Origin of the sequence: Sporocytophaga sp., assembly GCF_017745095.1 — a bacterium.
Classification (GTDB): Bacteria; Bacteroidota; Bacteroidia; order Cytophagales; family Cytophagaceae; genus Sporocytophaga.
In genome coordinates, this window is record NZ_JAGHZZ010000008.1 from 32,517 (window position 1) to 54,912 (window position 22,396).

A 22,396-nucleotide genomic window follows, 5' to 3' on the forward strand; every position below is an offset into this window, starting at 1 on the left:
TGAACGGAAAGCGAAAAGGTGAAAGTTAAATGCCATATTTTAAAAGCTCTTTCGATTTTTCTCTGTGTATCTCTGAGTCTTCTCTGAAATAATTTAAATTATAAATGATAAGTTTATTAGTAAAAAACTGAAGGCCTAAAGCTGAAAGTAAAAAGTAATTAAAGCTTTTGTGATTTTCAATACTCTCTTTCTATGAAATAATCAACATTAAAAAGCAAAAGCCTGCTTCGCTTGAAGACAGGCTTTCACAAAAGAGAAAAACAAATTTATTATTGATTGTTTAGCGTCAGAATTTCTTTTTGCTTACTTAACGTTTCGGTATCAAAATTTAGGAAGCCAAAATCGTGGTTGTATTTTTGTCCTTGATCTAGCACCCATGATAAGAAGAGACGGATATTCTTATTATTGTTGGCTGTGTCATAAACTACATTGACATTTTCAACAGGAATTGAAGATATTTCTTCTTTCTCAAGTTTTTCAATCACTTTATCAAGGTTGTCAAATATTTTTTCATCAACATCCAGTTTTCCATTATCATTGATATCCAATGGAAGTACAGCAATCCCATCTACAGTTCTTCTTGTCGAAAGGTCATAAATGAATCCAAGGTTATTGTAAGTTACTCCCGCTGTATCTTTCTTTACAGCTTGAATAAGGTATTTATCATCACCACTTATTCCTTTCCCCTTTATAGCAGACTGCTCATATCCGAAATGATCCGCAAAGGCAATAGGAGCGCAAGATTTGCTTTCACGGGTATATAGATTCACCTCATACTTTTGCTTCTTCTTTTTCTCTTCAAACTGTTCATTCTCATCTTCAAAGAACAATTCCTTATATTCCTTTTCCTTCAACCCCTTTTCTGAAATATTCTTTAAAGCCGGATTATTAATATTAGCAACAGGAAGTATAGCATATTTTCCCAGCACAACAGATTTCTCAGTTTGTGGAATATCCTCTTTTTTTCTTTCGTAAGAGACAATTTTCAAATCGGCAGTTTCATTCGGCTGTAGTTTAGAAACCACTTTTACATCTACCTCCGGATGAAGTGCTTCATATTCTTTAGCCCATTTCTCAAGAAGTGGATAAGTAAACTTAGTTCCTGTAATGACTAATTTTTCCTGGCTGATATTCTGTGCATTCAAAGATGCAGATGCCAATAACAGAAGAGCGGCATTTAGTAGTCTTTTCTTCATTTCTTTCTATGTTTTAAAGATGAATTATTAATGGAAAAATAAATTCTAAATAAACTCTATAGAATTAATAGACAAATATAAAAATTGTTTAAATGCCGGAATACAAATTAAACCCGAACTTGAGGAGAATACCTAAAAGCCAATAATGGCTGCTCAAGAAAATTAGAAGAATCTACTTTTAAAAGTTTACCAATAGCTTTAGAAAATTTACTACTCAAGCAAAGTTAGGCGGAGGTACAAAGTATTGTATACCAATCGCTTTGTCAACAAAATAGTATTAGAGAATCTTATAGGAGTACCAAAAAATTATTCCGCAGCACCAGGAAATAGAAAACTGCGGTTCGACATAACCTGTTGATTTCCTTTCCTTCACTGCTACCAAAGTAGAGGGTGGAGCATTGCTCAGTGGTCTGTTATTAATCAGGTTGACAATAAAGGTTTTTACATTGAAAAATCTGGTGGTACTAATTTCACTTCAATTAGCTTTGTTCCGTCAACTAACGGTTCTGCCTCAATTTATTGATAAGGAATTTTCAAATATTGCTTATTACAGATTTAAAAAAATTGACGGACAATTTGAATATAGCCAGACCGATGGTTAAGTGAAGAATCTACTGTTATAAAAATTTATCCTAACCCTTCTCTGGATGCCTTTAACCTGCAGATTAACGAATTACAAAAATTTCATTTAGCAGCATATTCCTCAACAGGGTAAATTCCTCAACAGGACAAGAATTAGAACAAAATGACAATCTACCTAAAGGAACTACATTAATTGGACTAAGGGAGTTTATACTTTAAAATTTTTCTAAATACGCAGTGGTATGTATACAAACTGGTGAAAGAATAAATACTCTACATTTTAATACTCAAGGCCTTTAAACTTGCGTTTAAAAGCCTTTTTTATTTATTACTATTTAATTAAGGTTTAATACTATTTTTATATATTTATAACGCATTAATAATCAAACAACACCATTCGATCTAAGATATTCTGATATGGTAAAATACTTTTTACAACTTACTATTCTCCTTGTATTCATTAGCTCATGCAGCACTGAAAAGAAGCAACCTGAACGTACTAATCAATTTGTGAAAGTAAACAATACAGGATTTTACGTAAATGGCAAACCCTACTATTTTTTGGGAGCCAACTTCTGGTATGGAATAAATCTTGGTTCAGAAAAGGGAGGCCAGAGAACACGTCTTATCAGGGAATTAGATCGCCTTCAAAATTTGGGAATTACCAATCTTCGAATTGTTGGTCTGAGCGAAGGTCCAGATGATCAGCCCTACAGAATGCTTCCTGCAGTTCAAACTGCACCCGGAAAGTTTGATGAAGATCTGTTAAACGGTCTTGACTATTTACTTTCAGAAATGGCTAAGAGAAAAATGTATGCTGTAGTATGTCTAGGAAACTTCTGGCCATGGTCAGGCGGATTCGGCCAGTATATGTTATGGAGCAAGTCTGCGGATAGCATCCCGTACCCTCCTCCTCACCCTGGTGGAGATTGGGATAGATATCAGAAATTCTCAGCAAAATTTTATTCAGATACTGCAGCTGTTCAAATGTATTACAATGCTGTCAAAAAAATTGTAACAAGAAAAAACTCAATCACAAAGGTTAACTACAAGGATGATCCAACCATTATGTCATGGCAACTATGCAATGAGCCAAGAGGAATGAATAACCAAAAGAAATACAATAAATGGATTGATTCCTCTGCTGCCCTCATAAAGCAATGGGATCCAAATCATTTAGTCAGTGCGGGAACAGAAGGATATACATCCGGACCGGAATATGCAGGGGTAGATGTAAAAGAAAATAACAACGGACCCAATATAGATTATGTAACATGCCACGTCTGGGTTGAAAACTGGGGATGGTATGATCCCAAGAGAAATGATAATACTTATGATTCGGCGGTTTTTAAAATGGAACAATATCTGAAGCTCCATGTTGATGGGGCCAGGAAATTAGGTAAGCCTTTGGTGATTGAAGAGTTTGGTCTTGCAAGAAATGATGGAAATTTTTCACCATCTGCACTTACTACAGTAAAAGATCATTATTATTCAAAAGTATTTCAGGAAGCATACAACTATGCATCTTTAAGTTCACCAGTAGCTGGTGTAAATTTCTGGGCATGGTCTGGAGAAGGAAGACCTAAAGTTCCTGGTACTATCTGGAAAAAAGGTGATCCTTTCACAGGAGATCCTCCACACGAGCTCCAAGGTTGGTATTCAGTTTATGATACAGATACTTCAACCCAATTGGTGATTAAAAAGTACGCCAATAAGATGAATTCTTTAAATTAGAAATAAACAATTCTATAATAAGCAAAGGATGATTATCTAATCAATCCTTTGCTTTTTTATTTTTGCTAAATACATTTTACACCAATAGATGAATACAAGACAAGAAATTGATTTGAGTACCTATAAACGAAGAGGGATGCTTGAAATCTTTTCTAAAAAACTAATCCCTTTCGTAAGCACTTCAAGCAATATCGATATTACTAGGTTTAGAAAGAGCGTGAAAGAAAATAACCTTCGCTTTTTTGCCAGTATATGTTTTGCATTAAGTAAGGTAGCAAATGAAATACCTCAGTTCAGACACAGAATCATAGATAACAAACTTTATGAGTATTCCAGTATTGATCCGGGTTACACAGTTCTTCTGCCAGATAATGAATTTTCCTTTTGTTCTACAAAGCATTCAACTGATTTCCCCACCTTCTATGCGAATGTGCTAAAGGATACAAGGGATGTCCTATCAGATAAGGATGAATCCAATGGAGATAACAATCATCAGTTTTACATCACGAGTGTTCCATGGTTTTCTTTTACGTCATTAACTCATCCTTATGATCCTGTTAATGGAACCATACCAATCATTGCTCTTGGCAAATACTTTGAGGAAAACGGCTCATATAAAATGCCTGTCGGACTTCAGATACACCATGGAGTCATGGATGGATATCATATGGGATTATTTTATGAAAAATTGCAGAAAATGCTTGATGAACCAAGCTGGCTTATAAAATAAAACAAAGAGCAAGTTTCATTTGAAGGAAATTAAGAGACTATTAGACGGCCTTTTTTGTTTCCTTTAGGTTGACAATAGTATAGTAAAATTCAGTTTTTACTCCAGCATTTTTCTTAAATGATTTCTTAAAGAATTGGAGGCTTCAGGAAGGTCTATGATAATTTTTATGAATACCTTCTTGTTTTCAATAGAAAGCTCGTCTAATTTAATCTCCTCATTTTTCAGGAAACTCTGTAAATCTTGAGAAGTTAAAATCAATTGTTGAATTTCCAGATTGTACATGTCTTCTTCGACATCAGAAGACTCAATAAAGAACTCAGATGTTACTATCTCTGACAAAAGTCTCAGGATAGGAAAGAATGTTGTATCCTTTTCCTCCTTTTTCAAACCTTCAACCTTGGGAGGAATCAATAACATATCTGATGCTTTTACAATCCCTTTACCAAAATAAAGTTCTGTATCAACCCCTGCATTACCAGCAAAAGCGGATGTAAATAATGCTTTACGTACTATTTCAACCTTTTGCCAACCTTCACTTAAAGCTTCAATTTCTTTATAATAAGTCTGATAATATAATGCAATAGCTGAAGCTATCTGAGGCGTAGCAGATGAGGTTCCAGCACCTGACAGGCTTACTTTATCTGTGCATCCAAACATTGCCCAAGGCAAATTGGGTGTAAAAGCAGCTATTGCCGTTCTCATGAATCGTCGAGGACCATAATTACCTTGCATGATCTTAACGTTGGGAATAAAATCAAATTTAAAGTAAGGAGTGTAATCATAAGTAACACCACAAGCCGCTATTACACGATTAAATCTGGCAGGATATACAAGTGTTCTAGGAGTAACTCCGCCAAAATTATTTCCAGCCGCCGTCACAATTATGATGCCCTTATCATATGCCTTATTGACTAGTTTTGCCCAATCTCTGGTTGGTGCGCCACCCATGCTCATAGTAATAACATGGCATCGATTATGAGGATTATCATATAAAGTAATAATGTATTCGAGCGCTTCTTCAAATGCTTTACTTCTAAAAAGTACGACTGAGCTTGCGATCCTGATTGGAACAATTTCAATCCCGTGCTCAGCAGAAAGGCCTAAAGTAACTGTAAAATTAAAAGTATTGTCAAATGATCTTCCAGCAAGGATACTTAGGGTCCCACATCCATGTCCACCATTCATACCACCGCCTTTGTCCTCTGCTGATCCAGTCTCACCTTCACCTGTAAAATTCTTTTCAAGATCTTTTCTGATCAATGATTTTGGATAAGTAATATGATCGGGATCATAACCTGTATCAAAGTGGGCAATACGTATAACGCTCTTTTCAGTACGCTGGCTTAGTATTTCAGCCACTTTATTTCTTGCAGATTCTAATTGAGAATAATCATCTTTTAAATGCCAAATCTGTTTTTCATCATTCAGTGGTCTGGTCCAGTTGTTATCATACTGAATTTCCTGAGTACAATAACGATCTGCTCCTCCGAACAACTCCTCCTTTTGACCTACCTGCACAGATGATCTCAAATTGGGGAAAGGTTCTTCGAGTGTATTACTATAGTCCGGCTCAATAAAATCTATGTCACCATTATTTTTATTCTCCCTGAAAATTTGGTGTGCCTTATCCCAATCATTTTCTTCTTGAAGAGCCACATTTAGATCTTTTTCTCCTAACTTAATAAAAGTAGGTTTTTCCTTTTCTTGATCAATGTGTTTCTTCTTATGGTCTTCCTGATGAAGGATCAAACCTTTGTAGTATACTTTCATAGATCCAGGTTAAAATATTTTGGCTTTGTATATTTTTTAAAAAACAGAATACTCAAAACACTTATCCCAATAACCTTTAATTATTAGAATATTTAACCCAAACTCTTTAAATCAAAAAATGATTATTAACTACAATTAATAAAAATATAGTTCAGAAATTTAAAAAAGAGAAATTACAGCGTCACCAATAAAAAAAGCCTCGAAAATCGAGGCTTCTTTTTGTGGGACGTACTGGACTCGAACCAGTGGCCCCCACGTTGTCGACGTGATGCTCTGAACCAACTGAGCTAACATCCCATAATCGTATGCGAATTACATATTATTTCTTTATAAATGCAAATTCAAAATTAACTCTAGGCATTTTTTCCTGAAGGATCCAACCTTAATTCACTCTGTCCTGAATAAGATTTCAAAGAAGGTATAAAAGACAATAATGTTATTCCAATGATGAATATTATGCCCAATGTCAAAGTACTTGGCCTCATGCTTCCCGTTATTTCTTCTAATACACCAAATAGGAATAAACCGAAAACACAAGAAAGTTTTTCAGCAATATCATAGAAACTAAAATATGACGCATGGTCTGTCGTTTGCGGAGGAATCAGTTTGGCATAAGTGGATCTGGACATCGACTGAATTCCTCCCATTATAAAGCCAACCACTATTGCCAGCATATAAAATTGTATGTCAGTCTTAACAAAGTATGCTGCGACACATACAAGAACCCATACAACATTAATGTAACGAAGAGTACTGATATTGCCTATTTTATCTGAAAGTTTTGCACTCAAGTTTGCACCTACAATGGCGAGAAGCTGGATAATAAGGATAACAATTATCAACTCACTCATCTTAAGGTTAAGTTCTCCTTCTGCAAATATTACTGCCATGTACATAACAGTCTGAACTCCCAGATTGTAGAAGAAAAATCCCGGTAGGAAAATCTTAAGATATTTTTCTTTTCTCACTTCTGAAAGTACTTGGCTAAGCTCCTTAAATCCACTCCATAGCCAATTTCCTTTACTTTCTTTTTTATAAACATTAGAAGGCAAATAATAAAAAGAATATTGAGCAAACGCAAACCACCACACTCCTACAGACAGAAATGAAATTCTCGAAGCCAACCCTGCATAGTATGATTTCGCCTGCTCCATGGCTACTGTTTCATTAAGACCTGTTGACATCAATTCATTTACCTTTCCGCTAAGATTAAAATACAGATCCGGCATAGTGAGCATTGTAATATTAAACACAAGAAGTAACACACTACCAATATACCCCATTGCAAAACCTTTTGCACTTAATCTGTCATACTGATCTTCAGTCGCTATTTCAGGGAGAAATGAATTATAAAATACTATACTGCCGCTATATCCCAGACCAGCTGTTATGAATGCAAGTACTGAGGTTGTTAATGTAAATTGTGATAATACACCTGCATCTTTATGAAAAAAATAAAGATATACACACCCCAGACTTCCCAAGTAACAGAACAATTGCATAAAAAACTTTTTCTTGCCAGTATTGTCCGCAATTGGAGTTAAAATTGGACTTAAAATAGCTGCAAGCAAAAAAACCACTGCGAGGGAAAATGAATATAACGCTGAACTATAAAACTCAAATCCCAGAAAATTTACTTTATTTGGCCTTTCTGGCATAATAGCAGCATAATAGCTCGGAAATATGGCTGTTGTTATAGTCAGATTGTAAGCAGAATTCGCCCAGTCATACATACACCATGCATTCTGTATTTTTTTATTATTTTTCATTGATATCTAGCGGATTATTTAATCTACTGTGGGTTTATTACCGGGATTTGCTCAATTAATTTACTTGCAAAATAAGAAAAAAGGGATAAATGGTTTACCTTGGTTTCTTATTAATTTAATACATCATTTTACGTAATGTCCTTTCTTAAGGTATCAAATCTTTCTAAAAAATACGCAAATCAGTCTGAATCTGCAGTAACAGATATATCTTTTGAATGCAATGAGGGTGAATTCATTGCAATAGTTGGTGAAAATGGTTCCGGAAAATCATCTCTGTTAAAACTCATCAATGGATTAATTGAACCGGATGAAGGAAGTGTTTTTCTTGAAGGAAAAAAAGTAAAAGGTCCTTCTGAAAACCTTGTCCCGGGGCACCCTGACATAAAGCTACTGTTTCAGGAATTCAATCTTTTCCCAAAACATACTGTAAAAGAAAATATCATCTATCAACTGAGGTACTTTTCCAAGGCTGCTCAGGAAGAACGGCTGAATGAGCTTATTAAAGTCTGTAAACTTGAAGGCCTAGAAAATAAACTTCCCTCTGAGCTTTCGGGCGGTCAGCAACAAAGAGTTGCATTGGCTAGAGCAATGTCGGACCGCCCAAAACTTCTGTTAATGGATGAGCCTTTCAGCAATCTGGATGTAATGCTGAAAGACCAGATTAAAATACAGGTGCTTGATCATTTAAGAAGCGAAGGTCAAACCATGATATTTATTACACATGACCTTCAGGATGCACTCAGTCTTGCAGACAAGATTATGATTATGAGGGCCGGACAAATAGTACAGCTTGATATCCCGGAAAAAATTTATGAGAAGCCGGTTGATGAATATTCGGCTTATCTATTTGGAAAGGTAAATATTTTTGATGCTGAAGAATTTCTTCAAACTACAGGTATTTCAGGATGCAAACCAACAAAATCAAAGATCAGTATCAGGCCGGAGCATTTCAGTATAACTAGAGAAGACAAAGGTGATTTCAAAGCTATCGTTGAAAGAATTTATTACAGAGGTGACAGCTATGAAATTGTTGCTACTGTAAAAAATAAAATTACAATACGTATTAATACCCGAAAAAAGGATATACTTCAGGGTAATGAGATAGCTATAAAATTAAGCAAATCCAAAATTCATTTTGTGGATTGAAATTGTAGAGACGCCATGCTGGCGTCTCCCTATCCACCACGTGCTACATTTAATTTATCCCCTATATTGAACGTTATTTGCTAGAGTTCAGATGTCGTTCATTAGCATAATTTTTGAGACGCCAGCATGGCGACTCTACACCATTCTTTTTCTATTCACTATAAATAAGACAACAGCTCCAACAACTAGCAATAAAGGCCATACATAAGCCATTCCTACTGCGAGACTTAAAACTCCATTCCATCCTGTACTGAAGGCTTCTTTAAATCGTACAAGGATACCGACCTCGGTCATTTCGGGCTCAGGAACATATTCAACCTTTTGATAAAATTTTACAACTATCGTACTATAGCTAACCTGATCTTTCAGAAAATTCAGCCGGTCTACCTTTGCTTCAATTTCTTCGTGAAGGGATGCTATCTGCTGTTCTGCGAGCAGAACTTCCTCCAGAGTTTTGGCATTATGCCTCAACAGTTCAATATACCTTTGTTCAACCTCACGCTTGGCTTTTAGTCTGGAGGCTACATCTACAAATTCACCGGATACATCTTCCGAGGTTATCGTTTTCTCATTCATAAACAAGGCCTCCTTTGAAAGTATTCTGATCATTGTATCAAAAGCAGAAGACGGAATGCGAAGAATCATTTTATTCGAATGTTCATAATTACCGGTTAGTAACTCTGAGCTTTCTACAAAGCCATTCAACTGATTTACCTGAACTTCCAGATGATCTGTTGTCTTTTGAAGGTCCTTTGTTTCAAACCTGATATTGGCTTTGCGTATGATTTTCCCTGGATCCTTAATATGAATATCTTTTTTTACATCAATAGATGCAATCTCCTGCGATTGGGCCGCAACATCTGCCGCTTCAGCCTTTTCTTCTTTTTGAGCACAGGAGGAAAATACATTAACAAAGAATAATGAGATAGCTATGATTCGTTTCATAATTAATACCTTTAAAAAGACCATAAGAAAAAAGTCTTCCGGAAAAAATCCGGAAGACAACAGTAAAAAATATGCTATTTAGTAGCCGGCGCATCACTGTTCATTTCTTTCGGAGCGCTTTCTGGTTCTGCCTTAACAAGCGAATCTTCTTTGGGAGCCTGAATCTCTGAAGAGTCAATTTCCTCAACACTTGCTTTTTGTGTAGTGTCACCTGGATTTTCTATTTTACCATGTTCATTATTGAATAAAGAATCACAGGAAGTAAGTGAACAAGAAGCAGCTATAGCTGCAAGGATCATTAAATTTCTCATAGGTGTATTTGTTAAATTTTACACTTCATCCAAAATTTATTTCAGGGTAACCCGTATAAAAAAAATATTTTAAAATTGGGTTACCTGATTTTCGTTTGTGTATTAAAAGGGCAAAACTTTAACTGGGATTAAGCAATAAAAAATTTAAATTTTAATCAATCCATTAGAAGATTTAATCAATGATGGGATAAATGATTAACAGGATTTTTCAAGGGCTAATACTTATTTTAGATTTAAAAAATGAGCTTTATTTCTGATGAGAAGCTAATCGAAGGAATGTATAATCCTTCTTCCGGGGCGCTGGAAATTCTTTACAAAAGACATTTTCCCATGATCAACCGGATGGTGATAAAAAACAATGGTTCGGAAAATGAAGCCATGGACATTTACCAGGAAGCATTTATTATATTCTATGAAAAATTGAAGACTGAAAATTTTAAACTTCAATGTCAGGCAAAAACATTCTTGTATTCTATTTGCAGAAATCTTTGGCTGAAAAAGCTGACAGAAAAGAAACGTTTTCCTGCAATCACAAACGAATCAGAAAATTTTATTTCTGTAGAAGATTCAATTCTGGAAGCTGAATATAGAGAAAATGATTTCCTTAAGTTGCAATCTGCATTGAACCTTATAGGAGAACCTTGCAAGGGTTTACTTGAGGACTTCTATCTGCACCAGAAGTCGATGGAAGAAATAAGGATAAAATTCCAATATACCAATGCAGACAATGCTAAAAACCAGAAATACAAATGTCTTCAAAGGTTAAAAAAATTATTCTTCAACCAATCTAAAGAAACAGAAAGTTATGAAGCCTGAATTATGGGATGAGATTGAAAGATTTCTTAAAGGAGAATTAAATCCTTTGGAAACGTCAGCGTTTCAGGCTAAGCTAAAGTCTGATTCCGCATTCAGAGAGAAGTTTGAGCAACATAAGGAATTACTAAATACCTTTCAGCGGTATTCAGAAAGACAAACACTGCAAAAAAGGTTGAATACTATTCCATTGAAAAAGGAAGGTAGCAAATTCAGACTAAATGTAAAAACATATGCAGTGGCTGCGTCGCTGACCTCTTTATTTACATTAGTCGGTGGTTATTTCTATTTGAAATCAAATAACAATAATGCTGAATACAAAGCCTTGAAAAAAGATGTTGACCACATCAGAACATGGCAGCAGGTCATTACTCAAAAGCTTAATACTCCAAGCTATAATGCATCTGTTACCGGTCTGCTTTTAAACAGAAAGGGCTATATTCTCACAACTGCGCACGGTTTGAAAGGAGCGGACAAAATAGAAGTTGAAAACAATTCAGGATCTTTCAGCGCCAAACTCATTAAGCTTGATGAGTTTAACGATCTTGCATTGTTAAAAATTTCAGATACCCTGACAAACTTACCGGTCCCGAATTATAGCCTGTTTACAAAGGCACCCGAAATTGTTGAAAAATCCTTTATACTTGGCTATCCAGATAAGGATATGGTTTATGGAGAAGGCGTAATCGTTTGCACCAATGGCTTTAATGGAGATACCACTTCTTTTCAATTGAATATATTTGCAAACCCAGGAAACAGCGGGAGCCCTGTATTCAACGATAAGGGTGAATTGATAGGGATAATTAAAGGAAAACCAAAAGATTCCCCAGGAGCCTCTTATGCAGTCAAAGGTGAATTTATTCAAGAATTTATTAAAAGCTCAAAAGAAGACTTAAAATTAAACAGAAGAAACAAGCTTAAATCATTGAATAGAAAGGACAAAGCTAAGCAGCTTGAAAAGTGTATTTATAGGGTGAAGATTTATTAAAAAGATTCCAATTGCGATATAAGTAAAATTTAAGTTATTTGAACTTCAAACAATATATCAATTGTTTGAATGAAGATCGAAATACAACATGAACGACATCTCCAACAAAGAAGATATCAAGACATTGGTAGATCGCTTTTATGAAAAAGTAAACAGTGATGAATTGCTATCTCCCATATTTAACGATCATGCTGAAGTGGACTGGCCAGAACATCTTCCAACTATGTATGACTTCTGGAACAGCCTTCTTTTTGGTTCTATGGAGTACAAAGGACAGCCCTTTCCAAAACATATGACTTTGCCTGTAACGAAAGAGTATTTTGAAAGATGGATACAGCTATTTACTGCTACATTAGAAGAAAACTTTGTGGGACCTAAGGCAGATGAAGCGTTAGCAAGAGCTATGAACATTGCCAGAGTATTTATGACTAAAATGGGCTTATTGTAATTTGGTTTTATGCTCAGATGATTCCAGCAACTCCTTAATCATCTCACCCTTCCAACAATCAGGAATTGTGCAATTTAAAATCGAAGCCAGCGTAACAGGTAAATCATAATTATGTAATCCATCCGGAAGGCGAAACCCAACCTGGATTCCCGCCCCTGCAATAATCAAAGGCACCTCTCTCAACTTCTTTGATCTGCCTCCATGGCCTTTTCCATTAAATCCATGATCTGAAGTGATGATGAAAATCGTGCTGTCCAATGCATTTCCGGCCTTTAACCTTTTTATTATAACACCGGTAAGTGAATCAGCTTTCTCAACAGCAGTTTTATATTGAATACTTCTATAACCAAAGGTATGACCTGCTTTATCTACAATATCAAGATGAATGAAGGTAAACAATGGCTTTTCTTTAACAATATAATCTGAAGCTTTTAATATCAGTCCACTGCCCTTTTCATAAAAACTATATGTCAAGGTATTAAGCTCTATCAGCTCTGTAAACTCCTTCCATTCGTGAAACACTGCAATATTTCCCTCAGGATACCTTTCTCTCATAACCTTGAAGATTGTAGGCACTGTATTTCCTTTTTCCTGATTGCAAAAGGTACGTTCCTCAAAGTCTGACTTTCTCCATTTATTATCCCATATCTGATGATCGGAAGTTGATACTCCCATAAGTAAAGACGCCCAATTAGGATTACTCAAAGTTGGCAGGACAGCATTAACATTATAGGAATAAGAACCTTGAGAAGCTAAGCTGTCCCATACTGGTGTATCAGCTTTATTTAATATCCTTGATCCCAGCCCATCAACACCTATGAAAACTATTCTCTTCTGGCTAAAAACAGATGAAATGGAGAGACAGAAAAAAAGCAAAACAAAATAAAATTTCCTCATCGCAAGACCTTTCTTAATATTTAAGTCATTACGATAAAAAAAGTTATAAAAAAAGGCGGGAGATTACTCTCCCGCCCAACTTTAAATTAACCAAAACATAGAAACTATTACTCGATAATGACTTTATATATCTTTTGAATATTGCCCGAATCTATCATCACAAAATACAAACCACTTGGAAAGCCTGAAACATCTACTGCAAGACCATCACCTGATTTTAGATCTGCACCGTTATTCTGATAAACTATATTTCCGAAAGAATTCTGAATGCTTATCACCAGTTCCTGGTTTTCATCTACCTGCGACTCGATATGAAGGACGTCCTTTGCAGGGTTAGGATAAACAGCGAAAAACAGGTTTTCAAAATTCACAGCCACTATCTTACTTAAGGTTTGACTGCCGTCGTTATCTACTTCTGTTACTCTATAATAAACAACTCCACTTACAGGATTTTTGTCAACAAAAGAGTAATTTGAAACCAAAGACGTATTGCCACCGGCTTTAACTGTTCCTATCTTTTGAAAGGATATACCGTCTACAGATCTTTCTACAATAAAACTATTGCTATTATTTTCCCATGCGGTACTCCAGCTAATTTCCACACCATTCTTAGCACCTTTGGCTGTAATATTCAAAAATTCGACTGGTAATATACAATCATATATAGCTTTTACCGGCACACGGGCACAAGGAGTACCGGCTGATATTGCCCATCTCCACATTCCTGGAACTGAAGATGCAGGTTGTCCCGACATAGGCCCAACAAATTTAACGGAAGAGGCATATGTTGTCCCCCATGTCATACCACCATTATACCAGCTCATATCATGATTATTCGGAGCTGGTTCAGCATATTCTATTCTGTAGTTCGTTCCTGCAGGTACTGAAACATTTGCAGGTACTTTCACCCATTGCCATGTACCGCCTGCTGTACAACCAGCACCTGAAGAATAACTATAAGTTACTGCTCCTCCGGGTATTATAGTTCCAGCTGAATTTACTATATTAAATGCCATGGTAGTGGGACAACCATAAACAATTACATACATCCAGACAGAGTCAATTACAAATGGAGTTATTGCATCAAAAACAAATTTGGTTTCATTCTGTACAGCACGCTGCCCTAAACCAGTAAAAGAACCAGTAGATGCTAGAGAAGGGCCTATTGTTGCTTTAAATGAAGACGTATCTTCCGCATAGAAAGTATAGTCAGAAGTCGCTGACGCAGAAAATGTATAAGTATTCCCTCCTTTTTTCAATAGATTAGCCGGGGCTGTTCCAGTTGGGCTGTTCCACCATTTGTATTTACCGCTATTTACAGGAGTAACAGATACGGTTGCATTTTGTACAGGACAAAATATAGTATTCTGAGGTACAGGCGCCGTTGTTGTAATTAAAGAAACATCAGAAACAGTACCGCATATTGGGTCTATAACATCAACCCTATAGGTGCCAGGAGTATTTACAAAGAAAGTCTTTGAAGAGTCATTTCCGCCAGCACGGGTTGGATAACCTTTATACCATTTATACTTCACTCCAACTCCCGCATGCCCCGCATCGAGCGTCACAGATGCCGGATCACATAAACTAAGATCAGGAATATCCACTGTAAAAGTATTTAATATAACTATTTGATCTGCTTTTGCACATGATCCATTGTCAGTAACGCAAACTGTATAGGTTCCAGGTGTTGTTATTACCCTTGAATAAGGAGCAGACATCCCAAATCCTGAAAGGCCATCCGACCACGAAATTGAAGTAGTTGAGGTATGAGGAATTCCTGCATCAATAGTAACAGAACCTCCTGTACCGCAGATAGTCTTGTCAGGACCAAGATTAGGCTGAGGGCCTGGGGCTCCATAAGCACATCCAGGAATAAATGATATATCATCAATTGCAAAATCAACATACTGATCACAACCGATTTCTGTTGTATTTTCTATACTGATGGTTGTAGGACCTGATACAGATCCGGAGTTCCACACAGTTTCGAATTTGACCCATGTTCCGCTTGAGGTAGGTGCTGAAATAGGTGTAGTTAAGTCCGTTGAGCCAACAGTAAATCGTAAAGTACCTGGAGGATTGTTATTATCCTTTAATGCATTAATCCAAACACTGAAGTAGTAGTTGGTATTGGGTTCTACAATAATGCCGCTTTGCTGCCATAGTTTAATATCCTTTGCACAGATTCCATCCACCATCAACATGTTATTGTCTGCAGAAGGAGAGTGATCGGTTAATGCTGCATTGAAAGCAGAGTTAAATATATTCGGATTACTTCCTACGTGAATAAAACCCGGAGAAGAGAAATTTTGAGTGGCTGGAGGGTCAAATTTCAAGTAACCATTTGTTCGTGTAGGATCACTGGTATATGTCCAATCAGCATAACCTTGAGAGAAATCACCATTTTTTACGAGGTTGGTCCCACTAGAAGTAGAAGAACAAACAGGCTGGGAAAAAACATGGCTTTTATGTAATATTATTATCAAAAAAATCAACAAGATTTTCTTGATGAAATTATCGGGGGACTTCATTTGATTGATATTTTGGTTAATAATCAGAAGATTATATATTCTTTAATACGGAAAAATGATCAAAGTAACCAGCGAATATTAACATATCAACAAAAAAATAGACGAAACAAATAAAATCACACACATATCAATAAAAAACAACACACCAATACAGAAAATATAACTATTCAAACAAAAAATTACACTAACAAGATTAAAATAAACTAAGCACCAAATTCACAACAGGTTGTAATAAAATACAAAAACTAGGATTAAAATGGCACTAAAGTCCAGGTTTAAGAATTTTAACTGCTCTCATATTTTGTGGAATGAAAATGTATTCCAAACCAGAAGAATTATTGGATAAAATTTAGAATAAAGGACATCTAATAATACTGACCCTAACAGGATTATCATAAAAATTGTCTGAATCTGGATTTACAAGATTATAGGAAAAATCTAATTTATAAATCAAAAATAAAACTCCATTTTTCAAATTCTCACCAAAACTGAAATTGCAAGCTTTAACCAAAATAAGAATCCTGTTTACCCTAAAATTCTGTAAATCCTGATTCAGACAAAAATAGCCCCGATAAATATCTGGGCTATTTGAAGACTATCTTGAATTTTAAATTTGCCTGCCTTTATAACCGCAAGTCAATTGACTTGCTCTCATTTGTAGGCAGAAGTCAAAAGATTTCAGCCAGAAAACCGAATAACAGACTTAACCCAGGAAGGGAATAAAATTATCTTTAATCGCAAATTTTCCATCATCACGCATATGTCCTAATTTTGAAATACTCTCTGTTGACGAAAAAGGTCCTCCAGGCTCAGCTCCTTTAACTAAATTTGCCTGTGCAATCAAAATATCTGCACTTGTCAAGCCTAGTGACGCTGTAACAGGTTTAACTTTTGACCAATATTTACCCATTTTTGCTTGGTTGCGCAAATCACCGATTCCTGAGAGTCAAACCATTCGATTTCACCTTTTTCATTAATATACCAACCGCTTTTCATTCTCGGCACACCGCGCGCTAGCCTTCCGAGGATGACAAACGCGGCCCAGCTGATCAAATGTAAAGCGATTTTAGGATTAATAAAAAAGTGTAAATCTATAACCGGATTACCAATCCAACCTGTAAACTTTTTTTAGCACGACACAGGGGGTTATTTCTTCACATATGTTAATCCTAAAGTTCGTTGGTACTGCTTTTGTTCAAATATTTGCTCTTCACAAAATAGATTACTTGATGGATATAGGATTTTATAACCATCCTCTCCATAATAAAACAAAGCGCTTGTTGGATAATTTTTAAATTTCAAATATAAATATCCACCATTTTCATTATTATAATCTGCCTCCCAAAAACCGACGCTATCTTTAAATAAACTATTTTTTAAAAAAAAACTTCCATCTTCATTTATTTTTATAAATGATCCATTTAGCTTTTTTGCATTTAGTAAATAGAATTCCTTATAAATCGCATCTCCACCATAAATTTCAGGTGGAGACACATTTAAAAATTCGTACCTTCCAATATACTCGCTTCTATCAGGCCCTCTATAACACCCTGTTAAAATAAACGTCACTAAAAAGCATACAAGTTTACTTTTCATATTTTCAATTATTTATAAAATAAGCTTTCCAATTCTTCAATAGATTTAACAATACGAATTCTTTGTCTAACATTAGTCCATGGTTGACGTCCAGCATTCTTAGGTCTTTCATATTTCCCATCAACTCTTGGCTGGCGCGCGTTTTCAAAACGCGTGCCCCGCTGCACTTTCTTCTTTTACATATCTCTAAACTATATCAAGCAGTTCACCTACCTCAAGAACTCAATCACGATTAATCCCTTCCGCCCACAATAATCTCTTGCCGAACTAAACAAATAATCTTCCGGATTCTCCACTATCATATCTTCTACAGGATTATTATGAATGTTATCTAATTTCTGATTCATAAATGAAAGAGTTTCTATCCCTTTGGCTTTACTCCCGTCTTTCCAAACTTTATAATTCTTTATCCTTTTCAGATACTCTCCAGCTCTTTCAAACATTTCAAGTAGCCACGCTCTCCTGCTTTCTCCTATTACTTTAATCTCCGATATAATTTTCTTACTTGTAAACTTTTTAAAATCTCGCATTAAATCTGATAATTCAAAATCCCTCTTCTCTGATATAATCATGTGAATATGACAGGGCATTATAACCCAGGCGTATACTATAAGACCTTTTTCCTTAATGCAAAAGTTCAGAGAGTCTACAATTAAGAGACGTAATTCTTTGCGGGTAAATAAATCTACCCACTATACTACCGTAAGAGTCACAAAATAGATTCCTTGCTGGTGATTCTTAAATCCGTATTTATCTGACATAGCTAGTTTTGGGTCTCAAAATAAAAAAATAGCCAGCTCTTCAAAAACTGGCTACTCAAAAATATTTTCTCAAACTCTCGCATTACAAATGCGAAGGCACTTTATACAATATGAAGCTACAACAATCTTAATTATCCCTCTGTCACAGATTGCACGCTTTACAAAAGCGCTTTCAATGTCGTTAAGTTAAGGAATTTTCCTTAACTTAACGACATTGAAAGCGCGCTAGCTTCCGAGGATGACAAACGCGGCCCAGCTGATATAAGAATTTTAACTGCTCTCATATTTTGTGGAATGAAAATGTAGGCTAGGGGAAGTGAATCATTGAATAAAAGAAGGAATATGGCGGGGTGGGTTCAAAACAAAAAAAGCCCTGAAGTTCAGGGCTTTCTTTAAATTATGCAGAGAGGAAGGGATTCGAACCCTCGATACCCTTTTGAGGTATACACACTTTCCAGGCGTGCTCCTTCAACCACTCGGACACCTCTCTGTGAAAAGATTTTCTCTATTTTGGAAAAAGTGAGTGCAAAGAAACCAACATTTTATCAAAACACAAAAAGGATTGATAAAATAAATCAATATATCATACTGTTAATCCATTTCTCCTCTGATTGATTCTTCCAAAGAGGCTCTGATATTTTCATTAAAAGGTTTATTAGCAAGCACAAACATCATTTTAGTAATAGCAGCTTCGGTAGTAATATTTTTGCCACTGATTACTCCTGATTTTTCCAAATGTCTGCTTGTATCATACCTTCCCTGAAAAACAGTACCGCCTATACATTGACTCACATTTAATATAACAATTCCCTTCTCTGATGCCTCTTTTAAAACATCTTCAAGCCATTTATCCGTCGGAGCATTACCAGATCCAAAAGTCTCCAGAACAACGCCTTTCAATCCTGCAGTATTGAACAGACACTCAACAACCTCTTTATTAATCCCCGGAAATAACTTAACTATAAGAACATTGGAATCAAGCACAGTATAAATTTTAAATGGCTTGTAAGCAGGACTATACAAGGCTGTTTCGTTAAATTCTATTGAAACCCCAGCCTCAGCAAGATTAGGGTAATTTTCAGATAGAAAAGCATCAAAATGACTGCTCTGCAGCTTCTTTGATCGATTACCTCGCATCAATGCATGATTAAAGTAAATACAAACCTCCTTGACAACCGGTTTTCCATCTTTTCTTGCTGCTGCTATCTCAATGGCTGTCACTAAATTTTCTCTTGCATCTGATCTAACCTCTGACAAAGGAAGCTGTGCACCAGTAAAGATAACTGGCTTATTAAGGTTTTCCATCATGAAACTCAAGGCTGAAGCTGTATATGCCATGGTATCAGTTCCATGCAAAATCACAAAACCATCATATTTCTGGTATTGTTCATGAATTAGCTCTGCAAGCGCAATCCAATGAATTGGCTTCATATTGCTTGAATCAATAGGTCTCAGAAAAGATATGAATTCAAGAGTAAGATTGAACCTACCTACCTCAGGTAATGTAGAAATGATATCAGAAAAATTAAAAGGCACTAAGGATTTTACCATAGGATCATAATGCATTCCCATGGTACCACCTGTATATATTATTAGCAACCTCCCCTGAGCATCGGGGTTAATATGCAGATTAATCTTATCACTAAACATTCCCAAAAAGTTTTTCTGCATTTAAAGAAGTTACTTTAGCTACCTCCTCCTCTGAACATTTCTTGACTTCCGCAAGCTTCTTTACCACAAAAGGAATATATCCTGGTTCATTTCTTTTACCTCTGTATGGAACTGGTGCCAGATAAGGAGCATCCGTTTCTAGAACTAAATTTGAAAGGTCTGCTGTTTCCATAACCTTATCGAGACCACTGTTTTTAAAGGTAATAACTCCACCCACTCCAATGTAAAATCCGATCTCTTTTATCTCATCAATATCCTTTTGATCACCAGTAAAACAATGGAATACTCCTGTCTGACTATCTGATTTAACCTTCAATAACAAATCCATAGTTTCTCTGTAAGAATTGCGACAATGAATAGCTATAGGCAAATTATGCTTAGCTGCCAACTGAACCTGGATAGCAAAGGCTTCTTCCTGCCAGTCTTTATGAGTAGTATCCCAATATAGATCTATACCAATCTCTCCTACTGCAGCAAATTTTCTTCTATTCAGCCACGCTTCAATTTCATAAAGATCTTTTTCAAAATCCTTCTTTACGTAGCATGGATGGAGCCCCATCATGGGTATACAAAGATCCGGATACCTGTGCTCCATTTCAAGCATTCTGTCAATGCTTTGCAAATCCACATTAGGCATAAAGAGTTTTTTCAGACCAGATGATCTTGCATTTTCAAGCACATCTGTTGTGTCTTTTTCAAACTCTTCAGCATATATATGCGCATGTGTATCTATATAAGTAAAATCCATAATTTAAAATCTTCTGCCCTTCCATTCGATTTTACCGGGCTTCAGGTAATATAATAAAGTTAATAATGAAACAAATCCGGTATAAAATTCATAAATGACAATGTACTTCCACAAAGGAAATTTATAATCAAGCTTTTTATACACTCTGTTAATAAATGAATACTGCAATAACAATTTGCCTGACCAAACCAGAGTTGCAAAGTTGGGTACAATAAACATTGTGACTAAAATGACAGGGAAAAACAAGGATTGCAATAAAAGCAATGTGGACAGCACAACAGGTATTTTTACGGCTCCGTGCATCCATCTCCTCCTTTGATTTAACAATCTTTTTAAGCTATCAAGAGGTTTGGAAAATGCTAGCACTCCAGGTCCCATGAGTTGTTGATAATCATAACCAAGATCCAGAGTAGCCTTAAAAAGTTCGAAATCTTCCGTAACTGAAAATGGAATGTTTTCATATCCTCCTGTTTCTTCATAAACCCTGCGAGGAATCATCATGTTATTTCCAACGGCAGAAACCGGAATGTTTTGATCAGATACGGCTTTAACCATTCCAAATGCATGCATCCACTCCATGCTTTGAAGTTTTGCAAATAGAGTCTCCCCTTTAATCATCGTAACACCTGAGACCGTTCCTGATGATTTTTTATAATTGCCAAGCATTTCTTTAACCCAATTTTCAGGTATTGAAATATCAGCATCTGTTATAAAAAGATATTCACCATTCGCCTTTCTTGCAAGCTGTGCAAGCACATTGGCTTTGCCTTTAGCCTGGCCAACATTTTCTGTAATATCTAATAACTTGAATTTCTTGTGAGTTTTTATAAACTCCAGTATTATAGACCTGGTGTTATCTTCAGATCTATCATTACCAATCAGCACTTCAAATTTATCTTCAGGATAATCCATGGAGGCAAGTGCCTTTAAACATTCACCTATATTATCTTCCTCATTACGAGCAGCAACTAACACAGACACCAGAGGTTTGTCACTTAGTGGAGGATTAGATATGTATGGTTTTAACCTTTCAAAAAAAACAAAAAGGAAAAGTATATATATAAAGTAAATGAGGAAATAAATTAACAGAACAGCTAAAAGGATTTTCATAAGGTCTTAAATTCAAAACCTTTGGACAAAAAATATTCTATGTACCGAGGAAGTACATATTTCATATTCTTGCTTGCTTTGATACTATCATGAAAAATCACAATTGATCCTGGAGTTGAGTATTTAATAGATTTAGCAAGACATTCCTCTTCTTTCAGATTTTGATCATAATCACCAGTGAGCACGTTCCACATTATTATTTCGTAAGACTTTTGAAGTTCTTTAGCCTGAGAACTTTTTATCTTTCCATAAGGTGGTCTGAATAATTTTTTAACCGAGCCTAGATCTATTCCTACTTCTCTTTTAACCTCATCAATTACAGCCTGACAGCTTGCTATATTGTTAAAATATTTTTCATTCTCATTTTTCCATCCATTAAGATGATTAAAAGTATGATTGCCTGCAACGTGTCCTCTTTTAATAATGTCCTTTAACAAATGAGGATACTTTCTAACATTATCACCTACACAAAAAAAAGTAGCTTTAACATTCCATTTGTCTAATTCATCAAGTACAAACTCCGTAGCATCAGGCACTGGACCGTCGTCAAAGGTCAGAAAAAGCTCGTTACCTTTTACTTTTTTCTTCCAGACCAAAGATGGATACAATAGTTGAAATGCCCAAGTGTAGTTATTGAAATACATAAG

The 22,396-nt window shown here is 35.7% G+C and carries 20 protein-coding genes and 2 tRNA genes; 6 read left to right on the forward strand and 16 right to left on the reverse strand.

The window, feature by feature from the left end:
- Positions 1–269: 269 nt before the first annotated feature.
- Positions 270–1,196 (reverse strand): hypothetical protein, encoded by a 927-nt coding sequence (locus tag J7604_RS13280; RefSeq protein WP_293896822.1) that lies wholly within the window; start codon positions 1,194–1,196, stop codon positions 270–272.
- 999 nt (positions 1,197–2,195) lie between these two features.
- Between J7604_RS13280 and J7604_RS13285 the strand changes: the two genes are divergently transcribed.
- Both J7604_RS13285 and J7604_RS13290 read left to right on the forward strand, forming a co-directional pair.
- On the forward strand, positions 2,196–3,512 hold the full coding sequence (locus J7604_RS13285) for a cellulase family glycosylhydrolase (RefSeq protein WP_293896823.1): 1,317 nt from the start codon (positions 2,196–2,198) through the stop codon (positions 3,510–3,512).
- Between the two features lie 88 nt (positions 3,513–3,600).
- Positions 3,601–4,242 carry a chloramphenicol acetyltransferase gene (locus J7604_RS13290; protein ID WP_293896824.1) on the forward strand — a complete coding sequence of 214 codons (642 nt, stop codon included), beginning with the start codon at positions 3,601–3,603 and terminating at the stop codon, positions 4,240–4,242.
- Positions 4,243–4,338: 96 nt separating this feature from the next.
- Here the strand turns inward: J7604_RS13290 and J7604_RS13295 are convergent, their stop codons facing one another.
- The 3 genes from J7604_RS13295 to J7604_RS13305 form a co-directional block, all read right to left on the reverse strand.
- Positions 4,339–6,012 (reverse strand): S8/S53 family peptidase, encoded by a 1,674-nt coding sequence (locus J7604_RS13295; RefSeq protein ID WP_293896825.1) that lies wholly within the window; start codon positions 6,010–6,012, stop codon positions 4,339–4,341.
- Positions 6,013–6,234: 222 nt separating this feature from the next.
- Positions 6,235–6,309: transfer RNA gene (locus tag J7604_RS13300), tRNA-Val, on the reverse strand.
- Between the two features lie 56 nt (positions 6,310–6,365).
- Complete coding sequence (locus J7604_RS13305; protein WP_293896826.1) at positions 6,366–7,781, reverse strand: MFS transporter; 1,416 nt, start codon at positions 7,779–7,781, stop codon at positions 6,366–6,368.
- 135 nt (positions 7,782–7,916) lie between these two features.
- On the opposite strand from J7604_RS13305, the gene J7604_RS13310 reads away from it, so the two are divergent.
- A complete protein-coding gene (locus J7604_RS13310) occupies positions 7,917–8,927 on the forward strand; it encodes an ABC transporter ATP-binding protein (protein ID WP_293896827.1) in 1,011 nt (336 codons plus the stop codon).
- A 135-nt stretch (positions 8,928–9,062) separates the two neighbouring features.
- Here J7604_RS13310 and J7604_RS13315 read toward each other — a convergent pair whose 3' ends face one another.
- Positions 9,063–9,872: a DUF4349 domain-containing protein gene (locus J7604_RS13315; RefSeq protein ID WP_293896828.1), complete on the reverse strand. Its 810-nt coding sequence runs from the start codon at positions 9,870–9,872 to the stop codon at positions 9,063–9,065.
- A 74-nt stretch (positions 9,873–9,946) separates the two neighbouring features.
- Positions 9,947–10,183 (reverse strand): hypothetical protein, encoded by a 237-nt coding sequence (locus tag J7604_RS13320; RefSeq protein ID WP_293896829.1) that lies wholly within the window; start codon positions 10,181–10,183, stop codon positions 9,947–9,949.
- A gap of 240 nt (positions 10,184–10,423) precedes the next feature.
- Here J7604_RS13320 and J7604_RS13325 point away from each other — a divergent pair, with 240 nt between their 5' ends.
- From J7604_RS13325 to J7604_RS13335, 3 genes are all read left to right on the forward strand, one after another.
- Positions 10,424–10,999, forward strand: a complete 576-nt coding sequence (locus J7604_RS13325; RefSeq protein WP_293896830.1) for a sigma-70 family RNA polymerase sigma factor — start codon at positions 10,424–10,426, stop codon at positions 10,997–10,999.
- Entirely contained in the window at positions 10,989–11,984 is a 996-nt protein-coding gene (locus J7604_RS13330; RefSeq protein WP_293896831.1) for a serine protease, read from the forward strand. The genes J7604_RS13325 and J7604_RS13330 overlap by 11 nt, the downstream gene beginning before the upstream one ends.
- Positions 11,985–12,072: 88 nt before the next feature.
- Positions 12,073–12,432, forward strand: a complete 360-nt coding sequence (locus J7604_RS13335; RefSeq protein ID WP_293896832.1) for a group III truncated hemoglobin — start codon at positions 12,073–12,075, stop codon at positions 12,430–12,432.
- On the opposite strand, the gene J7604_RS13340 is transcribed toward J7604_RS13335, so the two are convergent.
- The 10 genes from J7604_RS13340 to J7604_RS13385 form a co-directional block, all read right to left on the reverse strand.
- Positions 12,424–13,329, reverse strand: coding sequence for an alkaline phosphatase family protein (locus tag J7604_RS13340; RefSeq protein ID WP_293896833.1), 906 nt, complete (start codon positions 13,327–13,329; stop codon positions 12,424–12,426). The two genes, J7604_RS13335 and J7604_RS13340, sit on opposite strands and share 9 nt — an antisense overlap.
- 107 nt (positions 13,330–13,436) lie before the next feature.
- A complete protein-coding gene (locus J7604_RS13345) occupies positions 13,437–15,863 on the reverse strand; it encodes a T9SS type A sorting domain-containing protein (RefSeq protein ID WP_293896834.1) in 2,427 nt (808 codons plus the stop codon).
- 703 nt (positions 15,864–16,566) lie between these two features.
- Positions 16,567–16,773 (reverse strand): hypothetical protein, encoded by a 207-nt coding sequence (locus tag J7604_RS13350; RefSeq protein WP_293896835.1) that lies wholly within the window; start codon positions 16,771–16,773, stop codon positions 16,567–16,569.
- Between the two features lie 236 nt (positions 16,774–17,009).
- On the reverse strand, positions 17,010–17,459 hold the full coding sequence (locus J7604_RS13355; protein ID WP_293896836.1) for a hypothetical protein: 450 nt from the start codon (positions 17,457–17,459) through the stop codon (positions 17,010–17,012).
- A gap of 209 nt (positions 17,460–17,668) precedes the next feature.
- Entirely contained in the window at positions 17,669–18,112 is a 444-nt protein-coding gene (locus tag J7604_RS13360) for a transposase (protein WP_293897121.1), read from the reverse strand.
- A 510-nt stretch (positions 18,113–18,622) separates the two neighbouring features.
- Positions 18,623–18,710: transfer RNA gene (locus J7604_RS13365), tRNA-Ser, on the reverse strand.
- Positions 18,711–18,811: 101 nt separating this feature from the next.
- Positions 18,812–19,891 carry an asparaginase gene (locus J7604_RS13370; protein WP_293896837.1) on the reverse strand — a complete coding sequence of 360 codons (1,080 nt, stop codon included), beginning with the start codon at positions 19,889–19,891 and terminating at the stop codon, positions 18,812–18,814.
- A complete protein-coding gene (locus J7604_RS13375; protein ID WP_293896838.1) occupies positions 19,863–20,639 on the reverse strand; it encodes a TatD family hydrolase in 777 nt (258 codons plus the stop codon). Before J7604_RS13375 ends, J7604_RS13370 begins: the two co-directional genes overlap by 29 nt.
- Before the next feature lie 3 nt (positions 20,640–20,642).
- Positions 20,643–21,749, reverse strand: a complete 1,107-nt coding sequence (locus J7604_RS13380) for a glycosyltransferase (RefSeq protein ID WP_293896839.1) — start codon at positions 21,747–21,749, stop codon at positions 20,643–20,645.
- Positions 21,746–22,393 (reverse strand): polysaccharide deacetylase family protein, encoded by a 648-nt coding sequence (locus J7604_RS13385; protein WP_293896840.1) that lies wholly within the window; start codon positions 22,391–22,393, stop codon positions 21,746–21,748. Before J7604_RS13385 ends, J7604_RS13380 begins: the two co-directional genes overlap by 4 nt.
- Between the last annotated feature and the right edge of the window lie 3 nt (positions 22,394–22,396).